This window comes from Pedobacter sp. N36a (genome assembly GCF_014472395.1).
In the GTDB taxonomy this organism is placed as follows: Bacteria; Bacteroidota; Bacteroidia; order Sphingobacteriales; family Sphingobacteriaceae; genus Pedobacter.
Genome location: NZ_JACSZW010000022.1, coordinates 1 through 20,504 on the forward strand (window position 1 = coordinate 1; position 20,504 = coordinate 20,504).

16 protein-coding genes are annotated in these 20,504 nt (G+C 39.7%); 5 read left to right on the forward strand and 11 right to left on the reverse strand.

Annotated elements, in window-relative coordinates:
• Window positions 1–546: 546 nt before the first annotated feature.
• Genes H9X96_RS21990 through H9X96_RS22005 form a run of 4 tightly spaced genes read left to right on the forward strand, consistent with a single transcriptional unit; the run spans window position 547 to window position 6,736 of the window.
• Window positions 547–1,770, forward strand: a complete 1,224-nt coding sequence (locus H9X96_RS21990; RefSeq protein ID WP_187668356.1) for an MBL fold metallo-hydrolase — start codon at window positions 547–549, stop codon at window positions 1,768–1,770.
• Window positions 1,767–3,056, forward strand: a complete 1,290-nt coding sequence (locus tag H9X96_RS21995; RefSeq protein WP_187668357.1) for a serine protease — start codon at window positions 1,767–1,769, stop codon at window positions 3,054–3,056. Before H9X96_RS21990 ends, H9X96_RS21995 begins: the two co-directional genes overlap by 4 nt.
• Window positions 3,043–3,594, forward strand: a complete 552-nt coding sequence (locus H9X96_RS22000; protein ID WP_187668358.1) for an ABC-three component system middle component 1 — start codon at window positions 3,043–3,045, stop codon at window positions 3,592–3,594. Before H9X96_RS21995 ends, H9X96_RS22000 begins: the two co-directional genes overlap by 14 nt.
• Window positions 3,581–6,736: an AAA family ATPase gene (locus tag H9X96_RS22005; RefSeq protein ID WP_187668359.1), complete on the forward strand. Its 3,156-nt coding sequence runs from the start codon at window positions 3,581–3,583 to the stop codon at window positions 6,734–6,736. Before H9X96_RS22000 ends, H9X96_RS22005 begins: the two co-directional genes overlap by 14 nt.
• A 505-nt stretch (window positions 6,737–7,241) precedes the next feature.
• Here the strand turns inward: H9X96_RS22005 and H9X96_RS22010 are convergent.
• From H9X96_RS22010 to H9X96_RS22055, 11 genes are all read right to left on the reverse strand, one after another.
• Window positions 7,242–8,168, reverse strand: coding sequence for an SMI1/KNR4 family protein (locus H9X96_RS22010; RefSeq protein ID WP_222943965.1), 927 nt, complete (start codon window positions 8,166–8,168; stop codon window positions 7,242–7,244).
• 242 nt (window positions 8,169–8,410) lie between these two features.
• Window positions 8,411–9,280 carry a cyanophycinase gene (locus tag H9X96_RS22015; protein WP_255431210.1) on the reverse strand — a complete coding sequence of 290 codons (870 nt, stop codon included), beginning with the start codon at window positions 9,278–9,280 and terminating at the stop codon, window positions 8,411–8,413.
• Window positions 9,277–10,302 carry an isoaspartyl peptidase/L-asparaginase family protein gene (locus H9X96_RS22020; RefSeq protein ID WP_187668360.1) on the reverse strand — a complete coding sequence of 342 codons (1,026 nt, stop codon included), beginning with the start codon at window positions 10,300–10,302 and terminating at the stop codon, window positions 9,277–9,279. The genes H9X96_RS22015 and H9X96_RS22020 overlap by 4 nt, the downstream gene beginning before the upstream one ends.
• Window positions 10,299–11,390, reverse strand: coding sequence for a cyanophycinase (locus tag H9X96_RS22025; protein ID WP_187668361.1), 1,092 nt, complete (start codon window positions 11,388–11,390; stop codon window positions 10,299–10,301). Before H9X96_RS22025 ends, H9X96_RS22020 begins: the two co-directional genes overlap by 4 nt.
• A gap of 42 nt (window positions 11,391–11,432) precedes the next feature.
• Window positions 11,433–12,821, reverse strand: coding sequence for a RagB/SusD family nutrient uptake outer membrane protein (locus H9X96_RS22030; protein WP_187668362.1), 1,389 nt, complete (start codon window positions 12,819–12,821; stop codon window positions 11,433–11,435).
• Between the two features lie 11 nt (window positions 12,822–12,832).
• Window positions 12,833–16,171: a TonB-dependent receptor gene (locus H9X96_RS22035; protein ID WP_187668363.1), complete on the reverse strand. Its 3,339-nt coding sequence runs from the start codon at window positions 16,169–16,171 to the stop codon at window positions 12,833–12,835.
• A 52-nt stretch (window positions 16,172–16,223) separates the two neighbouring features.
• A complete protein-coding gene (locus H9X96_RS22040) occupies window positions 16,224–17,393 on the reverse strand; it encodes a FecR family protein (RefSeq protein ID WP_187668364.1) in 1,170 nt (389 codons plus the stop codon).
• An 81-nt stretch (window positions 17,394–17,474) separates the two neighbouring features.
• Complete coding sequence (locus H9X96_RS22045) at window positions 17,475–18,062, reverse strand: RNA polymerase sigma factor (protein ID WP_187668365.1); 588 nt, start codon at window positions 18,060–18,062, stop codon at window positions 17,475–17,477.
• Between the two features lie 304 nt (window positions 18,063–18,366).
• Entirely contained in the window at window positions 18,367–18,960 is a 594-nt protein-coding gene (locus tag H9X96_RS23020; protein WP_255431211.1) for a transposase, read from the reverse strand.
• Window positions 18,938–19,354 carry a transposase gene (locus tag H9X96_RS23025; RefSeq protein ID WP_255431212.1) on the reverse strand — a complete coding sequence of 139 codons (417 nt, stop codon included), beginning with the start codon at window positions 19,352–19,354 and terminating at the stop codon, window positions 18,938–18,940. The genes H9X96_RS23020 and H9X96_RS23025 overlap by 23 nt, the downstream gene beginning before the upstream one ends.
• The gene (locus tag H9X96_RS22055; RefSeq protein WP_187668366.1) at window positions 19,347–19,700 is read right to left on the reverse strand and encodes a transposase; all 354 of its coding nucleotides are present in this window, start codon (window positions 19,698–19,700) and stop codon (window positions 19,347–19,349) included. Before H9X96_RS22055 ends, H9X96_RS23025 begins: the two co-directional genes overlap by 8 nt.
• 26 nt (window positions 19,701–19,726) lie before the next feature.
• Between H9X96_RS22055 and H9X96_RS22060 the strand changes: the two genes are divergently transcribed.
• Window positions 19,727–20,050 (forward strand): phage integrase SAM-like domain-containing protein, encoded by a 324-nt coding sequence (locus H9X96_RS22060; protein ID WP_187668367.1) that lies wholly within the window; start codon window positions 19,727–19,729, stop codon window positions 20,048–20,050.
• The last annotated feature ends 454 nt before the right edge of the window (window positions 20,051–20,504 follow it).

Consider the following 20,504-nt stretch of genomic DNA (forward strand, 5'->3'; position numbering starts at 1 on the left):
CTCTTTAATGGCTTCAAGAACTACTTTGGTCTTGAAAACCGGACTGAATTTTCTACGCTCTTTTTTCATTTTTCAACTGTTAAATTTATGAATTTAATCAGCTGTCCAATATTTGGGGAGTATTATAGAGGTATATTCAACTGACGGAACTCTCAATGTTGAACATGTTAGTAATTACATCATTGGAATATATATGGAAATCGACCGTAAAAAACGCAACTGTCTTTTTGAAAAATATAAAGGTGGTGACATTATTGATAGTTGGAGTTTATCATTTTAATCTCTAGCGTATCTTCTAATATTTTTTACACTACTGGAAACCGTAACGGGTGACGCTTAAAGAATCTTAACTTTAACCAAAATGAACTAACATATCTGTTTAGATGGTTGACCTATTTTTAAACTCTTTGCTACATAAAGTCAAAAGATTAGAAATAGGGCTTCTGAATAGCAGGTCTACCATCGAATAATAACCAGACTACGCAATAAAAATTGTTTAAACACTAATATATTTATACATTTATCAGAAATTTTAACCATACGTTAATGCTCACAATTCATCTATTGCCGGTACTTTATGGCGATACTATTTTAATAAACATACCGAAAAGCGAAAAGCAGGCTAATACGAATATACTAATAGACTGCGGCTACAATTTCACTTCTGAATTACTTCCCTTACTAGAGCAATTTCATGCTGACGGAAAACGTATTGACCGTTTCATTATTACACACTATGATGATGATCATATAAGAAGCGCAGCAAAATTTATAAAAGATAATGGATCATCTTCCAGTCCTAAGATAATTGAAATTGAGCAGGTTTGGCTTAATGCTTATAGACATTTACAGTTTGATAAAAGAGATCTCCCGCCTTTAGATGATGAGCAAGAAGTTTTATTAAAAAACTTTATTGCTGTTCAAAATTCTGACGTTATTTCACAAGAATCAGAAATAGGCGCTAAACAAGCATCTAAACTTGGAAGGGAACTATACTCAGGAAGCTATTGCTGGAATAAGGATTTTGAAGGAAAGGCAGTCTGTATTGAACACAAAACTGAAGTAATTATAAAAGAAGGTGTAATATGTAAAATTTTAGGCCCCACTAAACATCAATTGACAGCGTTAGAGGATGAATTTAAAAAGGGACTAAAAGAAATGGGAGTAAAACTATCAGATACGGAACTTATTGATGACGCCTTCGAATTATTTATCAAAGCAATAGCAAAAAAAGATATTGAAGGCTATATAGGTAACATCAGTGGATCAGCAGTATCTTCTATTACTCCTGATATAATTCAATCTTTTGTAAAAAACACCAGATACAAGGCGGATAAGGCAATTGGGAACGGAAGCTCTATTTCATTTGTTTTAGAGGCTGATGAAAAAAAAATTCTTATGCTTGCAGATGCACATGCAGAACCAATAATCAAACAACTAAACGCTACCTATCCTGATGAGGACGTTCTTTATTTCGATGCAATTAAAGTTGGCCACCACGGTAGTTTAGGCAATAATCCAAAAGAACTATATGAATATATAGACAGTCCGATTTACCTCATATCTACAAATGGAGGTCATCCATCTCATGTCCACCCCGATATAGAGACAGTTGCCTTCATTATAAGTAGACCTCTCCGTGGAACAATTACCAGCAGAAAAATTGTGTTTAATTATTATCCAAAACATTTGGCAGGTATTTTTGATAAGGCACTAATGGAACACTTTAATTATACCGTTGAAGTTAACAACCTAATTGAGCTTCCGTGATAGATACAAGTAACTTAGAAAATTGTACATGGAAAGTACTAGATGATAATGGTGTTGCTAATGGTACAGCTTTTTTTGTCGATGGAAGTTATCTCCTAACGTCACTGCATGTGGTTGAAGATTTCCTTGACAAAACATTTCATATACAGAACCGGGAAAAGACAAAACTTGCAGTAAATGTAAAGGATCACTGCACAATAAATGATCTTGCTATCTTAGTTACTGAAGAATATGTTTCAGAAAATATAGCAACTCTTTGCAGTGAAGAACCATTATTAACCGCTGAATGGTCTGCTTTCGGTTTCCCAGCAACAGATGAGGGGCTAAAAGTTGGCTCAAAATTAACAGGTACGATTTTTAACATTATAAACATTGAACATAAACATGATCTTATACTCGCAACTCCAGGTATTACTCTGATAAGCAATTATAAAGGGTTTTCCGGCTCTGGTGTTATCAATACAAAAGAAGAGATTACTTCAATATTACGTTATAAGGATACCAACAACTTATGCTCTGTAAGTATTAAAAAGGCAGAGAACTTTTTAATAAGGAACAATATCAATGTCAAGGCTGATGAGCTAGATGATTTTACGAACTACTTGCCCGATGCCTTCCAATATGTTTCTGATCCATTTAAGGGACTTGGAGTAGCAAATGCAAAAGTGGTCGCAAAAAACACTTCTCCACAAAAGATTACATCCCTATTAACTGGAAAACTGATGGTTCCCGAACGCGCGGGAACTATGAAGGAGATTATAGGATACTTAAAAAGCCAGACCGTTCTAAATAAGGAGCTATGGAGAACCTGGTTAGAGTTTCTAAGTTATGTCCAATTGCTAAAAGGTGAATATTCAGATATTAATGCTGTTTATATTTCTCTGCCAAAAACTGAAGTATCGAAATTTGTTCCCGAGGTTGAAACCATAATCAAACAGGATATAAACTTAACCCTTCAGTTCTTTTTTACGGAAGAAAAAGCCTATTTTTCTATAGCTAGACAACACCTTTTGGACAAATCAGCAGCCGGTGAATTACAGCACAATCATTGCCATGTTTTCCATTCGCATAATCCGATGTTCGGTTTACAGCCATTTACAAATGAAGAAAAGAAAAAAATTGTTTTTGATATAGCAAGTCCAACTGACGCAGGAGTAAACGTCGCAGGATCAATTGATTATGGCGTTTTAAGTTTTTCAGAGCTAACATCCAAAGTTGCAGGAAGCCAGTCAATTTTAGAAGCAACAAATAACCTAATCAAAATTTTTACCGATGCAATTAGTTAATTCCCACCAAACATTAGACGATCTTTCTAAATTTGATGATTTTTTTAAAAAGCCAGGAATACAGTGCTGGCAAACCCCATCCGGGAACATTAACTTGCACCTTTTCTCTATAATTTTTGAAACGGTCCAAGACCTACAGGAACATTATAAGGAACTGCGCGACCACGTGGCTATAAGTTTCCAAAGCAGAACATTACAAAATGGAGGAGAACGTTGGAATTTATATTTGTTGTACCTAGTTAAAGAACAGGTTCCAGAGGAAATTAAACAGATCATCCTCCAAGATAAATTTTCTGCCCGTAAAATGGTGTGCTACACAGGTGACAATGAAATAAATGACGATTACGTAATGGCCTTGATCGGAAAGACATTAATAGATATTGAAATTCCCGAGCGCGAGGCCTCCTCTGACCGACTTGAGCAATTAATCAAAACTGACCATCCGCAAGTTGCAGCTGCAAGAAGGACAATCGGATTAATGAGCAATAGGGATAATTTACAAACACTAATTAATCTGTTAATTAATGAGCAAAATTAAAAACATCCAGATAGACGACTTTCGAATATATAACGGAAGACAGGAATTTAGTTTTTCTGGTGCTGATTCCATTTCCAATCTTATGGTCATTTATGCACCAAATGGCTATGGTAAAACATCTTTTTTCGATGCTGTAGAATGGTGCTATGCGAGTAAGATCAGACGCTTTGAAACTGATGTACTCGGGCAGGAAATAAACCGTAGGGACTATTCAAGTGGTGACAAAATACTGCTGACCAACAGGCAGAGTTTCAAAAATGGAAAAAGTGGTGCCGTAAAAATAAGTACAACAGATGAAAAGATCATTGAGCGCACAGCCACAGAGCGCAAAGGGAACAACGTCAATTATAAATATGATTATCGCACTATAAGTAATCTAAATTCTGATTATAGTCAAGGGGTGCTAGATAAGTTGGTAAAGACAAATATCCTTACCCAAGATCAAATAGATGAATTTTTACGCCACACAAAACCAGATGAACGTTTTTTTCAATTACAAAATTTCTGGCCAGAAGGTGAAAATGCACTTTCGATACTCCGTGATGTAGATAGCTATCTAAACATGCTGGTATTGGAAAAAAATGAGTTAGCTGCAAATATTGAAGATGCTGAACGAAAAATTAGCCAATTCCTTAATGCGGAAGATCAGATAGCTCCACTAAATACTGCCATCAAAGACCTGATTGGTAAGTCAAAAACAGGATTTAAAATCGAAGAACTTACAACCAATGTCAATAAAGAAACATATCAGGTTGTTTTAACTACAACACAGACCTACATCGAACGTGGCAAGCTAATCGAGCAGCAGACCGAGAAACAAATTGAAATACTAATCAACCTATTTGAAGATTTAAAAGACTATTTACAGTGGCTAGCGAATGTTCCTATATTAGCAGATTCCCTTGAGAAATTGTCTAACCTCGCGAAATTATACACTGACCTAAGGTCATACGGTGATTCTGGTAAAATTTTAGATACTAATCATTCCTCTATAGTAAACTCGCAACAAAAACTTACTCGTCTATTAGAATTAGTAAATGATGTAGATGCTATTTATAAAAGAATCCTTGAGCAACAGCAAATTGTTCAGGATTGCCTTCAAGGAATTGATAAATATTTCAACGTTCTAAAAGGTTACCGCTCATCCGCAATTGCCCTACAAGAAACGCTAACGACCTGGCATATGCAGAGGGACATCTTGGATCAAAGCTTAACGGCTTGGGATGCCGAACTGGAAAATTACAGATTTTGGATTTCGGAAAAAGATAAGCATTCTAAAAATCTCAGTGAATTAAAAGATGTTCTTACCAAGAAAGAAGTTGAAATAAATAGTAAAATTCACAGAAGAAAGCTACTACAATCAATAGCAGAAAAGCGAAATAATGAAATTTTACCAGAGGCAGATATCAAAGAATTTTCCAAAGAGATAAAAGTCAGAAATGAAATTGTCGGATCAATCCTTAGAAATAAGGTCACGATTGAAAAGCTTCAATCTGATCTTACCAAATCTTCAACTTTGGATGAGACCTTCGAAAGGCTGTTAACATGGGGGGAAGAATATGTAAAGACTACTGACGCAGACCACTGCCCATTATGCGCAACAGATTTTAAGGAGGTTTCAAGTTTGATAGCCAAGATCGAAGAACAAAAGACTGCAAATAGTGCTACGGAAAAACTAAAGTCCTACCTTGATGATGCATTGGGTGCGGAAAAAGATCTTGAAGAGAAACTTGCATTTTCAAACAAAGCAATTAACGACTATATCCAATCTGAACTTGGAATTTGTGAAAGAGAAATTTCTGATTTTCAGACAGCTCGCAACAAGACTTCAAATGAGATAAGTAGTACCGAAAATGCTGTGCTCCATTCGGAACGAACAGCAATTAAGAGTCTATCTAATCTGCAACCTCAGTTACTGGAAACAAATATTCAGCAGGAGCTTGATTTTGACAAAATCAAATCAGGCATGCAGCTGAAATTATCTGAAAACCGTTTGAGGTGCTTAAGATTGGAAAATATTATAAAATATAAATCTCATACTATCTCATCAATTGAAAACAACATTTCAATATTAAGAAATAAGGTCTCCACTGCTGACAATACAATTGCTATTTTACGTGCTGACCCTCTCCTGGTAGAAGCAGAACAAATTATGGCAAATTTAGAATTGCCTAAAGATTCCTTTTACAAAGCTACATTGGAAAGCAGTCTTACTGAGATTAGGGAGCACCTGGCTACTTCTCTTAGTGAAAAGGAAAATAACATTACCCAAATAGTGAAAATTCAAAATCTTATAAACTTGTTCCCTGTCCAGATTCCGGAATTAGAAATTCCAGGATTGCGCCTTGCCAAGCAAAATGAGATCAATGATAATCAACTTAAAATTTCAAATTATAAGACTCTCTTTAAGTCATTTTCGGATTCCTTAGATCCTTCTGAGGATTTTTTTCAAAAGGAATTAGATGAAATTCAGAAATATCTTAATAGTGTCAAAAGGGAAGTAAAAGAACTTGAAGATTTATCTATCCACTTGAAAGTTGTTGAAAAGAACGTTTCCAAGAATTCTTTGGAAGAACAGGCAAAAGAATGGAGTGCACAAGTCAAACCTTTAGATGATGCATTGACAAAAGTAAGAGAAGCTCGGAATACATCTGAAGGATATATTAATAGCGAAGTAAATAAATACTTTAATCAGGATGTAATTAACCAGATTTACTCTAGAATAGAGCCCCATCCGCATCTGAATCAAATTAGAATCAACCCTAAAGTCACAGATAAAGGCCCTATTTTAGATATCAAGGCCATAAGTAACGATGAAGAGTTAGATCCTTCTTTATATTTAAGTGCTGGACAGCTAAATGTTTTATCACTTAGCATTTTCTTAGCCAAGGCATTTGAAACGCGAAATGGCGAAATAGATACGATATTTATGGATGATCCAATTCAAAATTTGAGTGACATTAATATACTTTCATTTATCGACCTCATACGAACTATGATCACAAAGTATGATCGTCAGATTGTGATTTCTTCACATGATGAGAACTTCTATAAATTAATGCGCAATAAGATGCCTTCTGAAGCTTTTAATGTACGCTATTATGAAATTGAAAGTTTTGGTAAAGCAAGACACGTTCAATAACTTTTAGGCTGTACTGATGTCGTTCATTTTATACAACAACAGAAAAAGAAGAGCTAATGACTATTTTACGTAACCTAGATTATATTGTTGAATTGATCTCACACAGTGGACAACTAAAAAATAATTTTGACTTAATTTTATAGATTAAAGATTATCTTTATTGCATAGCATTTGCAGCAAAACGTACAAAATAAAAGTGAGCGATTCGGTGAGTACCAATTCCAAAACCTCCCAGATAATGAATAAACGCTGGTTTTTACACTAGGTGTGAATCCCAGCGGGATCACCAGATTCATCATCAAAACGTATAAAACCCTGCTAACATTATGTTTGCAGGGTTTTTGTTTTTTCAGGGGGTATCAAAACTTACACCGATTCGCATAATAAATTGAGCGATTCGGTGAGTGGTTTTAAAGATCAGATCTACACACCGAATCCAACGTAATCAACTAATGAAGAAGCTATTATTAATCGAGTGTCTGACGCAAGTTGGTGTAAGCGGTTGTTACTGTTTATCTATCCGAATACTATCTAAAAGTTTAATAAATTCATTAAAATCGCTATTATGCCTACTTTTACCTGTTTTCATTCTTAAATACCATTTGTCTGTCAGGTTGCTTTTGAACCAATAGAAAACTGGTGTCCACTTTTTTGATTTCACAACAATACAAGAATAATTTTTTACTTCTGATCGCTCAACTATAAAGCCTTCCAGATTGAAATTTAATTCTGTTTCGCTAATCCACAAGTCTAACCAATATTTGTCGTTTTCAAGTTGTTGTGTAGGAAATGAAGTTTCCAAACTAACGATGCAATCAGTTCCTTTTCCAATTTGAAAAGTGTAAACCGCGTTGTTGTTCACAATAGTTTCAATCAAATTCCAAGGTGAAGGAACTTTGTCTAAACAAAATCCATAGTCTGTTTTTAAACTGTTAAGTTTTCGCTTTTTAACCTGTGTCTTACCTATCGGTCTGGAAATTGAGAAATTTATTTCTTCAACACTATTGGCTACTTTTTCTACTTTTCCAGTTTCGTGAAACCAAGTAAAAATTTCGTCATTCAGTTTTTTGTCATTTTTTGTTGGTAATAGTATCAGGAAGTCTCCTGAACCATTTGATGCGATTGCAACTCCATTTCTTGGAAAGTTACCCCACGACCGTGCGTATTTGGTTTCCGAAATAATGTGATTGGAAGTTCTGCTAATTCTTTTTTTGTCGGATTTATCAAAAAAAGGGAAGATTTGCCAATCATTATCATCATCGGTCATTAGCTCTCCTCCATTTTCTTTAATCATTTTCGCCTTGAAACTGTCAGGAAATATAACTCCAAGTTCTTTTTCTGTTTCTGTGATATATTTTATATCTATTGGAAATGGCATTTGTGACTTTACTTCTGGTTTTGTATCCGTTGCATAATTACCGCTAATTTTCAAATATACACAACTATCCACAATGAACCTCAATCCAGATACATCTAGTATATCTAATAGTAGCAAGTTGACTTACTCACTGAAACAGCATAAGCATGCGGAGCAATATTACAGATGATTTACGAACTCCATGTTAAATTTGAGTTCAGAATCTACTCCGGAGGGCATCAAAATTCAGGTCAGGACTCCAGGCAAAAAAAAACGCTGCCAGAGACCAGCAGCGTTCAAAAACTCATCTTTTTGTATTAAGGTTTTATTGGAATAACGTCGCCGGCAGTGAATATCCCCATTTCAAGTGTTTTAAAAGAAATCAATTTCCCAGAAGCTTTAACTGGCTTTTCCGGACGGGCAAAACGGAGTACCTGACTTTCTCCAGCCACAATGGCCCTATCGCCCCGGACAATAATCGCGGTACTTTCATCAATCCCTACGCAAATGTAATCCGGCTTATCGGCCAAAGCAGAGATCAGGCGGTTATAGCGGTTGCGCTTCAGAAAATGCTGATCGATAATGGTTTGTTTCAACAAACCCAGACCTTCAGAAAACTCAATATTATGATACCACAAACGATCAAAAGTTTCTTTGTATTTCTCCTCCTGCAGCTGTTTGCCCGTAATCATGTACTTACTCATCACCGCCGCACCAGCACTGGTCCCGGCAATGGTTGCCCCGTTCTGATAAGCTCTATGGATTGCAGTGTATACCGGTGTATTCAATACTGCCTTCATAAAATTGTTCTGGTCGCCCCCAAGGATATAAATCAGTTTAGCCCCGGCAACGGAATCCGTCCATTTTTTATCCTGGGTGCTGTGGTGATTGAAATCAAAATTCCGGATCGGTGCTGTGGTTTCTTTTTTGAGCTGTTCAGAGATGTACTTAAAACCTGTATCAGGTTGTTCGCTTGCCATAGGCAATACAATAATATAATCTTTTGAACCCAGTCCCGCAGTGGAAACCAGTTGTTTGACCAATGCTTCAGAGCGGCTTCCGCCCCCTATAATAAATAAACTGCCCTTAGCTTTATTTTGTGCAGAAACAACCTGTACAGCACATAAACACAAAACAACACATACAATTGTTTTAACAGGTATTAAAAATCCTTGGCACTTCATCATTTGTAAATCTGAATTTCAATTTTACCATCAGCGGTCACTGTGCCCCGGTACATTCCCTCTGTATTAAAAGGCATGGTCACATTGCCTTTCCTGTCCAGGGCAATTAAACCACCATCACCACCCATTTTACCTACTTTATCTAGTACAATTTTAGCTGCTTCGGCAACACTCATGTTTTTATATTCCATAAGGTCGGAAATGGTTTTTGCAACTACATTCCGGATGTAAAACTCTCCCCATCCCGTACAGGAAATACCGGCAGTTTCATTATTGCAATAAGTACCCGCACCAATAATCGGTGAATCACCCACACGTCCGTATTTTTTATTGGTCATGCCTCCCGTTGAGGTTCCCGCAGCGAGGTCCCCTGCTTCATCCAGGGCCACACATCCTACCGTACCAAATTTATTATCATGATTCCGGATACCAATTTTCATGGATTTTTTACTCCCGTGGTCCAGAACGGCTTTTGTAGAATCTTCCTGTATGGCTTTCTGCAAACCATCCCAGCGTTCTTTTGTCCAGAAGTATTTAGGGTCTACAATTTCCAAACCAGCATCTTTTGCAAATTTATCGGCCCCTTCACCTACCATCATTACATGTTCTGATTTTTCCATTACAGCCCTTGCTGCACTGATGGGATTTTTAACCGTGGTCACCCCGGCTACAGCACCTGCTTCCAGTGTTTTTCCGTTCATAATGGAGGCATCCAGTTCATTACGCCCGTCGTGGGTAAACACAGCACCTTTTCCGGCATTAAACAAGGGGGAATTTTCCATCACATGGATGCTGGCTTCCACAGCATCCAGGCTCGACTTTCCAGACTGAATGACGGCATAACCTGCTTTTAAAGCCGCGGTTAAAGCCGCAGTATAAGCGGCCTCCTTTTCGGGGGTCATGTTTTTTTTCAGTATGGTACCCGCCCCGCCATGGATAACCATTACATATTTTTTTTGCTGGGCATTTAAGGAAAAGCTGCAGGCTGCCAGTAATACTACAGCCCAAAATTTGAATGTTCTCATTGTTCTTTTTTATTTAATGTTCCGTTATCTATCCACCACCACCAGGCCTTTCCTCCACTGGCTTCTGCCAGGTTAAAAGTGCTTACGTTAAAATTACCGCCCCCATTAACCGAGGCCGGGATTTCATATACGGCCAGGGCCTGGTTGTTGCGGTTCCAGATCACCTTTTTTCCCGCTTCAAACTGCTCCGGCGTTTTGGAAGCATCCGTATTGATAAAATAAGCATAACTATAAGGTCTTGCGGTGGAATAATCACCATAAACCTGGGCTATACCTTTATCGTCAATACAAACCGCCGTACGTTCATCAGCAGCAATGGCTTTAGCAGCAATATTCCAGTCTTTTAATATCCTGCCAAGAAAAATGGCCGAACGGCCTTGTCTTTCCCTGGTCAGGTAATGCTGGTCTGTGATCACCTGCTGCAGATACGGTGCTTTCAAAAAGTCATTATTATACAGGTTAACAGACTTAAGATAAGGATTCTGCAGGGCATCTTCCGAAGTTACACTTCCATTTTCGCCGCTGTAATAAAACCCTCCTAAAATGGCACAGCCCGCACTGGTTCCACCAACAGGCGCTTTCTTTTCAGTAAGCAGGTAATTGATCGCTTTTTCGGTTTTGGTACCTTTCCAGTATTTCATATAGTCAGACTGGTCCCCGCCTGCAATAAAAAGCATTTCGGCATTCCGGATGATATAAGCAACGGTATCGTTATCTGCCAATGTCCTGCTGTCAATTTTAAGGGTTTCCACCGAATTGACACTGCCCAGTGAATTGATATATGGATTGTAGGCATCTGTACCCGTGGCCCGCAATACCACGACGTCTCCTCCTCCACTGCGTGCAATCATCCATTTGAAAGCTGCATCGACATCTGTCCCACCGCCCATAAGGACCATACCGCCCGTAACGGTTTTGTTCACATTAGCTGTATCACCAATAATGTTAATGGACGCCGGACGTCGTTTTACAGGATTAACTGGTGTCCCGCCACCTCCCGGGGCAGCAGGATCGGGACCGTTTGACTTTCCGCAGCCCATTGCTGAGATCCAGACGGAAAGGAGTAAAACCAGGACTGGTTGTTTCATAACATATCGTTTAAGGGAAGCACAACAAATTGCTCCCCGTGTTTAATAATTTGGATTTTGTATGGCGTTTTTATTGATCTGCATTTCCTGAGCAGGGATTGGAAAGGAATATTGTGCCTGAGTCGGCATCAGGAGTACAGCACCGGAAGCATTTGCCGCATCTTCAGCAAGGCGTTGCACAGGTAAATTTCGCCGTTTAAGATCATAAAACCGGTGACCTTCAAAAGCAAGCTCTTTGTAACGTTCGGAATAGATGGCATCAATTAATGCCGCTTTGTCTGCGAAACTCGCATTGGTATAACCATTGATCCTGGCTGCCCTCAAAGCATTAAGGTCTCCTGCAGCATCTCCGGTAGATTCGGCCTCTGCTTCTGCCCGGATCAGGTACATTTCTGCTGTACGGAACAATTTAATATCCGTTAAACCTGGTGCAGTTGCAGTTCCACCAATGTATTTATTAACCAGGTATTGAGATTTAGTACCGGTACGGCTGGGGTCAAATTTAATATACGCTGCATAACGGATGTCATTTACTTTATCAAAAGTATTAATCAGCTTTTGTGCCGGTGCATACAAAACAATTCCGCCTGTTTGACGATAAAAGAAATCACCCAGCCTTGAATTGGTTGTTCCTGCTCTTTTGAGTTTCCAGATGACCTCATTGTCATTGACATCCGTCCAAATACCCGGAAATTGGGCCTTGCTTGCCAGCGGAGCTGCATTAATAACTTCAGTAGCATAGCGGATCGCATCCGTCCAGTTTTTTTCATATAAGGCAAGTCTTGCCTGTATCGCAGCAATGGCCGGGGCCGTAATCCTGCTTTTATCGGTCAATCCGGCAGGCATTAATGCTTTGGCAGCAAGTAAATCCGCTTTGACCTGGGCAACAACCAGCTCAAAAGGATCTCTTGCCGGATAGCTGATGGAAAAGGTTTTCATGTATGACACACCCAGGGCACCAGTCTGATAGCTGGCGGCATAGGCCCGCAGCAATTCAAGATGGAAATAAGATTTTATCGCCAAAAGTTCAGCCCGGTACTGGTTTCCCAGACTGAGGTCTGCTCCACTGAGCTTTAAGGCATCTAAACCCGCCAGCGCCCGGTTTGCCCGGTCTATCCCTGTGTAACAGGTATAATAAAAAGAAGTTACCGAGCCATTGCTGGCTGTATACAGCCAACGGAAAGCATCACTGTTTCCAACCGTATTTTCAGTAGGAAAGGTTGCTTCATCAGACACCGTTGCGGATAAACTACTCATGTCATAATCGGCTGCTGCATAAGCGCCAATCAGTCCTTTATTGATGTCACTGATGTTGCGGTAAACATTTTCAGGACTTAAGGTATCGGTAGGTTTTAAATCCAGTTTGGTACAGGAAACACTTAAAATCAGTGCTGGCAACAACAGGATGTATTTTTTATATTGATGTTTCATTATCTTTAGCATTATAGGTTCACATTAAGTCCGGCGGTATATGTACGGGTATTAGGGTACTGAAACCTTCCATAAACACTGTTGTTTTCCGGATCCAGTCCTCTCCATTTGGTCCAGGTATATAAGTTTTGTCCCTGAACAAAGATTTTTACTCCCTTCACGAACTTAATTTTCTGCAATACACTTTTTGGAAGGGAATAACCAATGTTCACATTCCTTAAACGCAGGAAAGAAGCATCCTGAATATCCTTTGAGGTAAAATTCCTTGGGATATCAAAGCGTTGCAAAGTGGCATTGTCCCCTGGTTGTTTCCAGCGGTTATCCAGCATCCTCACCGATTGGTTACTGGTTGCATAACGCTGATTTTCATTGTAAAAATCCTCATTGTTCCAGCGCATCACGTCGCTCACAAAAGAGAACAAAGCATTGACACTAAAACCTTTCCAGTTTAACGCCGTGTTAAAACCTCCTGTCAGTTTCGGGTAAAGGCTTCCTGAATTGGTTACACTTTGCGAATTGGAATTGTAGACTGTTGTAATGGAACCATCTTTATTGTAGTATTGCGCTTCCCCGGTTTGCGGGTTAACACCTGCCCATTGCGGGGCAAGATAAGTTCCATAAGGCATGCCCACCTTGAACACTCTGCTGTCGCCATCCGGTAATTCATCCGTAAGTGGGGTCAGGTACAAAATGGTATTTTTGTTGTACCCTGCATTCAGTCCGATACTCCAGGTCAGCTGATCGTTTTTAATCAAATCGCCGCTGATCTCAAATTCCATACCCCGGTTTCTCATTTTTCCGGAGCTTAACGGAATACTTCCGTCTGAGTCATATCCGGCAACTGCCGAAAGCGGCTGATTAAAGAACATATTGGAGGTTGCCCTGTTGTAATAATCAAAAGTAAGTCTCAAACGGTTACTGCTAAATAAACCCAGATCAAAACCGGCATTGAATTCATTGACATATTCCCAGTCATAACCCGGGTTGCCTGGTGTTGAAGGCCTAACCCCATTTACACCACCATAAGAGGTTGAACCAAAAGTAGCCAGGTAATTAAAATCACCGCTTAAAGGACTCGCGGTAATCCCGTAACTTGCCCTCAGGCGAAGGTCGGAGATATAACCTGCATCTTTCAGGAAATTTTCCTTTTTAGCCGCCCAGCTTCCTCCAAAGGAGTAAAAGCCATGCCATTTATTTACAGGGGCAACCCTGGTAGAGCCGTCGTAACGGTAACTTCCGGAAACGGTGTATTTACCGTCATAAGTATACCGTGCCACACTCATAAAAGAAGCCAGGGCATTTCTGGTTTTTGAACCGCTCACCACAGGTAAAAAGGTAGTGCTGCCATTGGTCACCCCAGCCGGGGTTTCCGGCAAACGGCCGTCTATACCATAACCTGTAAAACCAAAACTGTTAAAATTGTTATAGAGGTATTCATAAAAGCCCGATACTTCCAGGTCATGTACCTGGTTGAACACTTTGGCATAAGTAATTCCCGTGGTAGAAACAATATTAAAGTTTCTCCGTGTTCCTTCATCAAAACGACCCTGTCCGCCAAGGGTATTGGCTACTTTTCTGGAACCATAATAGGAATCCGGATTGATGTACAATACATCCGTAGAGTTCCGGTAATCGATACCGGCCCGGGTCGTGATTTTCAGTTCCGGCAGGACCTGATAACTGAAACTGGTACCAATGATCGTTTTCAGCTGGTCTGTTTTATTGGATGAGTTCAACAAACGTTCCAATCCCTGGCTACCTTCCCGCTGATCCAGAATAAAATAAGAGGATTCATTTCCCGGATGGATCAACGTGCCGTCCGGTGCATAAGGTTTTTCATAAGGTAAGGCATAATACACAGAGGCCATAGCTGTACCTGCTCCGGTGCCCCCCTCCCCTTCAGTAAAGCTGGAATTGGAATACCCTGCCGAAACATTTACACTTCCGGAAAACTTATCTGCCTTAAAATCGAGGTTACTTCTTAAAGCATACCTTTCTGTACCGGTCCTTATGGCCACTCCATCCTGCTTGTAATAATTTAAGGAATTGTAAAAACGCAGCCCTTCATTCCCCCCACTGATGCTGACCTGCTGCTCCATAAATTTTCCTTTCTGAAAGAAAATATCTCTCCAGTCGGTATTGATCCCTTTTAAACTATCCAGAATTGCATCTGCCCGCTGACGGAAAGCAGCTGTTCCTGAAGTATAACTCGGGTTTTTAGTAGAATAGGTCCAGCCAGGCCCCAGATTGCGGCTGTAATTTAAACCGATCTCCTCTTCAAAGCGAAGACGCTGCTCGGTGTTCATCATGGTAAAATTTGGCCTGCTCAGGTTGGAAAAACCATACTGTGAATTGTATTGCACAGAAACTCTTCCTGGCGTACCTTTTTTGGTGGTCAGTACAATCACCCCGTTAGATCCTCTTGATCCGTATAAGGCTTTTGCAGATGCATCTTTTAAAACCGTTGCAGACTCTATGTCTTCGGGGTTAATGGTCTGGAAATAATTTCCTTCTATCGGCACTCCATCCAGAATGTACAATGGCGTGGAAGAACCATTTACACTTCCAATACCCCGGATCACCACCGACGCGCTTTGGCCTGGTTGACCTGAAGTAGAAATAACACTCATTCCCGGTACACGGCCCTGCAGAATCTGATCTACAGTCATTCCCGGAACCTGGTTGATTTTATCGGCAGTCACCAGCGAGGCCGAACTGGTGGACTGGTTCCTGGAATAAGCGGTGTAGCCGGTAATCACCACATCACTTAAAGTACTAACGTCCGGTTTAAGCTGGATATTCAGCACCTGCGACTGTACCCTGACTTCCTGACTCAAATAACCTATATAAGAGACCAGCAGCAGGGCATTTTCTTCCACGTTTTTAAGGTTGAAACTACCGGTCTGATCTGTTATTGCAGCTATTGAACTGCCTTTTACCTTTACAGAAGCACCCGGTAAGCCCGTACCATTTTCATCCATTACTTTGCCTCTGATGTCAATGCCTTTTTCTTTCAGACTTTTACCAGGCCCGGCAGAAACTGGTTTAATCAGAATGGTCCGCTCTTTAATTTCCCAGCTGAAGGGCTGTGATTGCAGTGTTTTGGCCATTACATCTTCAATAGAAGCATTGCTGACCTTAATGTTAACCGGTTTGGACTGTTGCTGGATCAGGTCCAGGTCATAGAGAAAAAAATACCCCGTCTGACGTTTGATTTCTTTCAAAACCTGTTCCAGTGGTACATTGTGCTGATTTAAACTGATGCGCTGCGAAAAAGCGGCGGCACTGAGATGCGTGCAGAAAAGAGCCAGCAAGACAATGGTTAGCTTTACGGAAGGGTAAAATTTCATACATTCGATTTAGTTTGTTGATGGATTGGTTGGTTATTGTAGTGTGATCAGATCAGGGGCCCTGCCGGGTGATGACCTTAAGTTCCCTGTTCTTTTCTATTTTAAAACTGATGTTACCGGTTACTTCCAGCATATGAAGGACTTCCGAAAGTCCGGCACTGCGCGGCACCATACCGTTGTAATGTTTATTGGGTACAGTACTGTAGTCAACCTTTACGTCATACCAGCGCTCTACCTGGTTCAGAATGCTTTTAAGAGAGGCGTTACTAAACTGAAACAGGCCATTCTTCCAGGCCGTTTCTTCTTCTGTATTGACCGTTGCGATGTTTATTTCCGGAGAACCACCAAATACCCTGGATTGTTGTCCAGGCTGCAGCGTTTTTGTTTTCCCCGAATAATGCACATTTACGCTTCCCTCCAGAAGGGTTGTTTTCAGCGCAGGTTCATCCATATAGGCATTAATATTAAAATGCGTTCCGGTCACTTCCACATCCTGTGCAGCTGTTTCCACATGAAAAGGCATGGCCTTATTTTTAGCCACTTCAAAATACCCTTCCCCTGTAAGCCGGACAGTTCTTTTGTTTCCACTGAACAATTCAGGGTAACTTAAGGAAGAAGATGCATTTAACCAGACCCTGGTGCCATCGGGTAGAATAACCTGATATTGCCCTCCTCTTGGTGTAGCAACCGTATTACTGGCTATTTTTCGGGATGCCGCCTGTTTACCCGATACAGTATACACCAACTGTCCGTTTTTTGTTTTGGTAACAGTTAGCCCGGGAATTTCTATTACTTTCCCCGCCGCCTTATCATCGAGTACCACTTTGGTTCCGTCGGCCAGCGTCAATAAAGCTTTATTGCTCCCTGGTAAAATATCGTTTACGTGTATGGCCAGAGGGCCTTTTCCCGGGAATTTATCTTGTTTTTTAAGCGATAAATAAGCTACTGGAGCAGTTAGAATCAATAGCGCAGCTGCTGCATATTTATAGGACCATAACCTGCTCCTTCTGGCTGAGCGTGTCGTCCTGATCTGTCTTTGAATCTCTTCGAAATTCCGGGCATGGCTCAAGGCCTTCTCTTCCTCTGAAAGTTCGGGGGCGGTATTTTTTTCCGAATAAGCGTAATACAACTCAACAAATCTCATCTCTTCTTCAGTGGCTGTTCCGGCAATATACTTTTCAATCATTTTCCGGATATCATCCCCGGGTTTATAAGCGGTCATATGATGGCGTTTTTATATATGTACCGCAAAAAGAGAAATCTCCCAAAAGGAACTTCAAATTTTTTAAAAGAAATTACAGGATTACTTTTCCAGCAATGAATAGAGGGTCATCGCCGAACAGAACAATTGTGTCAGTTTCATTCTTAAACCATTAGAAGCAGAAAGCAATTGATTTTGTACCGTTTTTTGGGAGATGTTTAATAATGCAGCTATTTCTGCAGTACTAAGTTCCTGCTCATAATGCATGATGAATATCGTACGGCGTTTAGCAGGAAGTGCCCTTATAAACTGTTCAACAATTTTAACGGCTTCTTTTTCCAGTAAGTCTCCATCTGCTTTCAAAGAGGAAATCACTTCTGTTTCAAAAACATCTACAAAATAATTTTGCCTGGAATCCCTGCTGATGGCTTTCAGCACCTGGAACCGCACCGCAGTATGCAAATAGGCCAGGGGATTTTTGAGTTCCAGATCTGCCCTGCGGTTCCAGAGATCTGTAAATACATTCTGAATAATATCTTCACACTTATCCTTATCAGGAAGCCGCTTATAGGCCGTATGAAAGAGGACGAGCCAGTAACGGTCATAAATATGCTTAAACGCAGCTTCGTCTCCCTGTTTTAACAGGGCAAAAAGCTCCAAATCCTTCGCTATATTTAAACCGGTTTCCAAGATGTAAAGTTTGCTGATAACCAAATATATAAGTTATTACTTAATAATTGGACATCACAAATATATTCTACATCCGAATTATGGATGAGTGGAATTGTTAGGTACCCTAATTAAAATTATATTTGATAAATAGCACAAACGCGCATTTCCCCTAAGGGTTCGAATCCCAGCGGGATCACCAGAAATAGCAACAAAACGTATAAACGACTGCAAATCAGATGATTGCAGGCTTTTTGTTTTTACCCAAAACTACAGTTTATTCCATAAATCACGGATCAAGCGGAATTCTTGGGGGGAAGGAAGTTTAAGCATAGATTTTAGAAAGTCTGAACAGTAAGAATTTGACATCTCTCACTCCTCTTGAAGTAGCCCTGAAAGCCTTCACTTTAGCATTGAATGACTCAGCGGACGCGTTGGTTGATCTGTTGGTAAAGAAATCTAGGATAGATAAATAATGTGCCTGTATGGATCTGGATACTGTTCTGAATGCTTCTATTGCAGAATCTTCCACATCATTATACCACAATGCCAGTCTTTTAAACGCTTGCTCCTTGCTTTTACATACCTTGAATATTTCACCTAATCTAAGTGATAGTTTATAAGCCTTTTTTAACTCGGGATAGCGCTCAAAAAGTAGTTCTGCCCGATTCTGCTGAACCTGGGTCCATTTGCTGTGGTGTTTAAACAACAAATATCTGCTTCTGGCTAGTAGTTGTTTTAGCGTATCTCCATTGGAAAGCACCTCCCCATGGAATATGGTTTGGTTCTTTTTTGCTTGTTTGATAGCTTCGTTTTCTGCATCCAAAGCTTCCCAACGATATTTGATCCTGCATTCCTGTACAGCATCATAAGCGAGCTTTTTAACGTGAAAACGATCAATAGTTAACCCTATGTGCATTGGTAAAACATCTCCTGATTGCCAACTGCATGTTTGCAGCCATATCCATGGTGACTTCCTGTACCTTTTTGCAAAGCCTTTCCGGAATTTTCTTCAGTACATTTATGATATCTTCAGCTACTGTTCCTTTGATCATCGCTACAATCGCACCTTTACGCCCTTTTGCTGCTTTATTAGTGACGATGGTATAGAGCTCGCCGTTGGATAAAGCTGTTTCGTCGATACTCAAATATAGACTGACATTCTTTACGAACAACATCCACTGATCTGCATGATCTTTCTGCTCCCAGCCATTGTAATCACTGATATGCTCTTTGTATTGTTCTTGCAGCTGTTTGCCGTCTATCTGAAAGTAATGACCTAGATGATAGCAGCTGATTGGGTGATTATCCAAATATTCCTTTTAAAAAAAGACCGAATTCCGTTGTCATTCGTGCCCCCTTTCTTACTAAATCCCAATCCCTGCTAATGATTCCGTTTGTGTCTTTAACTGTCCAGCGACGCCGTTTAATACATAAAGCAACTTTCTGGCCACGAATTGGGAAATCTTGAATACTGACCTCCGGAAAGAATCCTTTGGACTCAAGGTCTTTACTTAGGTAGCAATCAGACGCTATATTTTTCTCTTCAAGGTAGATATTCAACATCTTACCTTCTTTTTCTACTTGCGTTAATTCAAAATAATCCAGAATGCCTTCCGGTAATAATAAACTGATCAGGGTTTGCTCGGCTTGACTCAAAATGAAAATTTTCGTTTGGTTTACGAATGCAAAAGAAAGAATTTATTTCCTTCTCCCCAAGAATTCCGCTTGATCCCAAAAAGGATTTCAATGTAAAAAGCATAGACCACGAGTCTATTGACGGGTTTGACTTCTACCTGCATACGGTTAAGGAAAACGACACAAACACCGCAAATAAACACCTTAAAAACCTCAAAAAGATCGTTAGCATCTGCCGAAAATATCAATGGATCAATATTGATCCGTTCTTTAGACATATCTTAAAATCCAAACCTGTACAACGTGATTTTTTAACAGCGGGTGAATTACATAAGATCACTGAAAAACAATTCACCACTACAAGGCTATAGCAGGTACCTGATTTCTTCTTGTTCAGTTGTTATACTGGACTTTCTTATGCAGATGTTCAAAAACTAAAATTAGCAGATATAGGCATCGGTGTTGATACATTAGAATTAATTTATTTACATAAATTAATTTTAAATTACTAAATTTAAAATAAACGGAAGAGACTGATGCCGACGCAAAAAAAAGGGATTTATTAAAAAAACAATTTACAGGTTATGACTGAAAATGAATTATTAAAGAAATTCGAAGTTGAAGAACTAGAAAAACGTTATGAGATGGCATGGATTAAGTCCTTCCAGGTGGATACTCCAGTAGGGAGTACTAAAGATTATAATACTCCCCAAATATTGGACAGCTGATTAAATTCATAAATTTAACAGTTGAAAAATGAAAAAAGAGCGTAGAAAATTCAGTCCGGTTTTCAAGACCAAAGTAGTTCTTGAAGCCATTAAAGAG

Coding starts and splice junctions, on each gene's coding strand:
- H9X96_RS22015 (WP_255431210.1), bottom strand. CDS start 9,280: ATGATGAAGTGCCAAGGATTTTTAATACCTGTTAAAACAATTGTATGT.
- H9X96_RS22025 (WP_187668361.1), bottom strand. CDS start 11,390: ATGAAACAACCAGTCCTGGTTTTACTCCTTTCCGTCTGGATCTCAGCA.
- H9X96_RS22020 (WP_187668360.1), bottom strand. CDS start 10,302: ATGAGAACATTCAAATTTTGGGCTGTAGTATTACTGGCAGCCTGCAGC.
- H9X96_RS22040 (WP_187668364.1), bottom strand. CDS start 17,393: ATGACCGCTTATAAACCCGGGGATGATATCCGGAAAATGATTGAAAAG.
- H9X96_RS22005 (WP_187668359.1), top strand. CDS start 3,581: ATGAGCAAAATTAAAAACATCCAGATAGACGACTTTCGAATATATAAC.
- H9X96_RS23020 (WP_255431211.1), bottom strand. CDS start 18,960: ATGCACATAGGGTTAACTATTGATCGTTTTCACGTTAAAAAGCTCGCT.
- H9X96_RS22035 (WP_187668363.1), bottom strand. CDS start 16,171: ATGAAATTTTACCCTTCCGTAAAGCTAACCATTGTCTTGCTGGCTCTT.
- H9X96_RS22030 (WP_187668362.1), bottom strand. CDS start 12,821: ATGAAACATCAATATAAAAAATACATCCTGTTGTTGCCAGCACTGATT.
- H9X96_RS21990 (WP_187668356.1), top strand. CDS start 547: ATGCTCACAATTCATCTATTGCCGGTACTTTATGGCGATACTATTTTA.
- H9X96_RS22060 (WP_187668367.1), top strand. CDS start 19,727: ATGCAAAAGAAAGAATTTATTTCCTTCTCCCCAAGAATTCCGCTTGAT.
- H9X96_RS22000 (WP_187668358.1), top strand. CDS start 3,043: ATGCAATTAGTTAATTCCCACCAAACATTAGACGATCTTTCTAAATTT.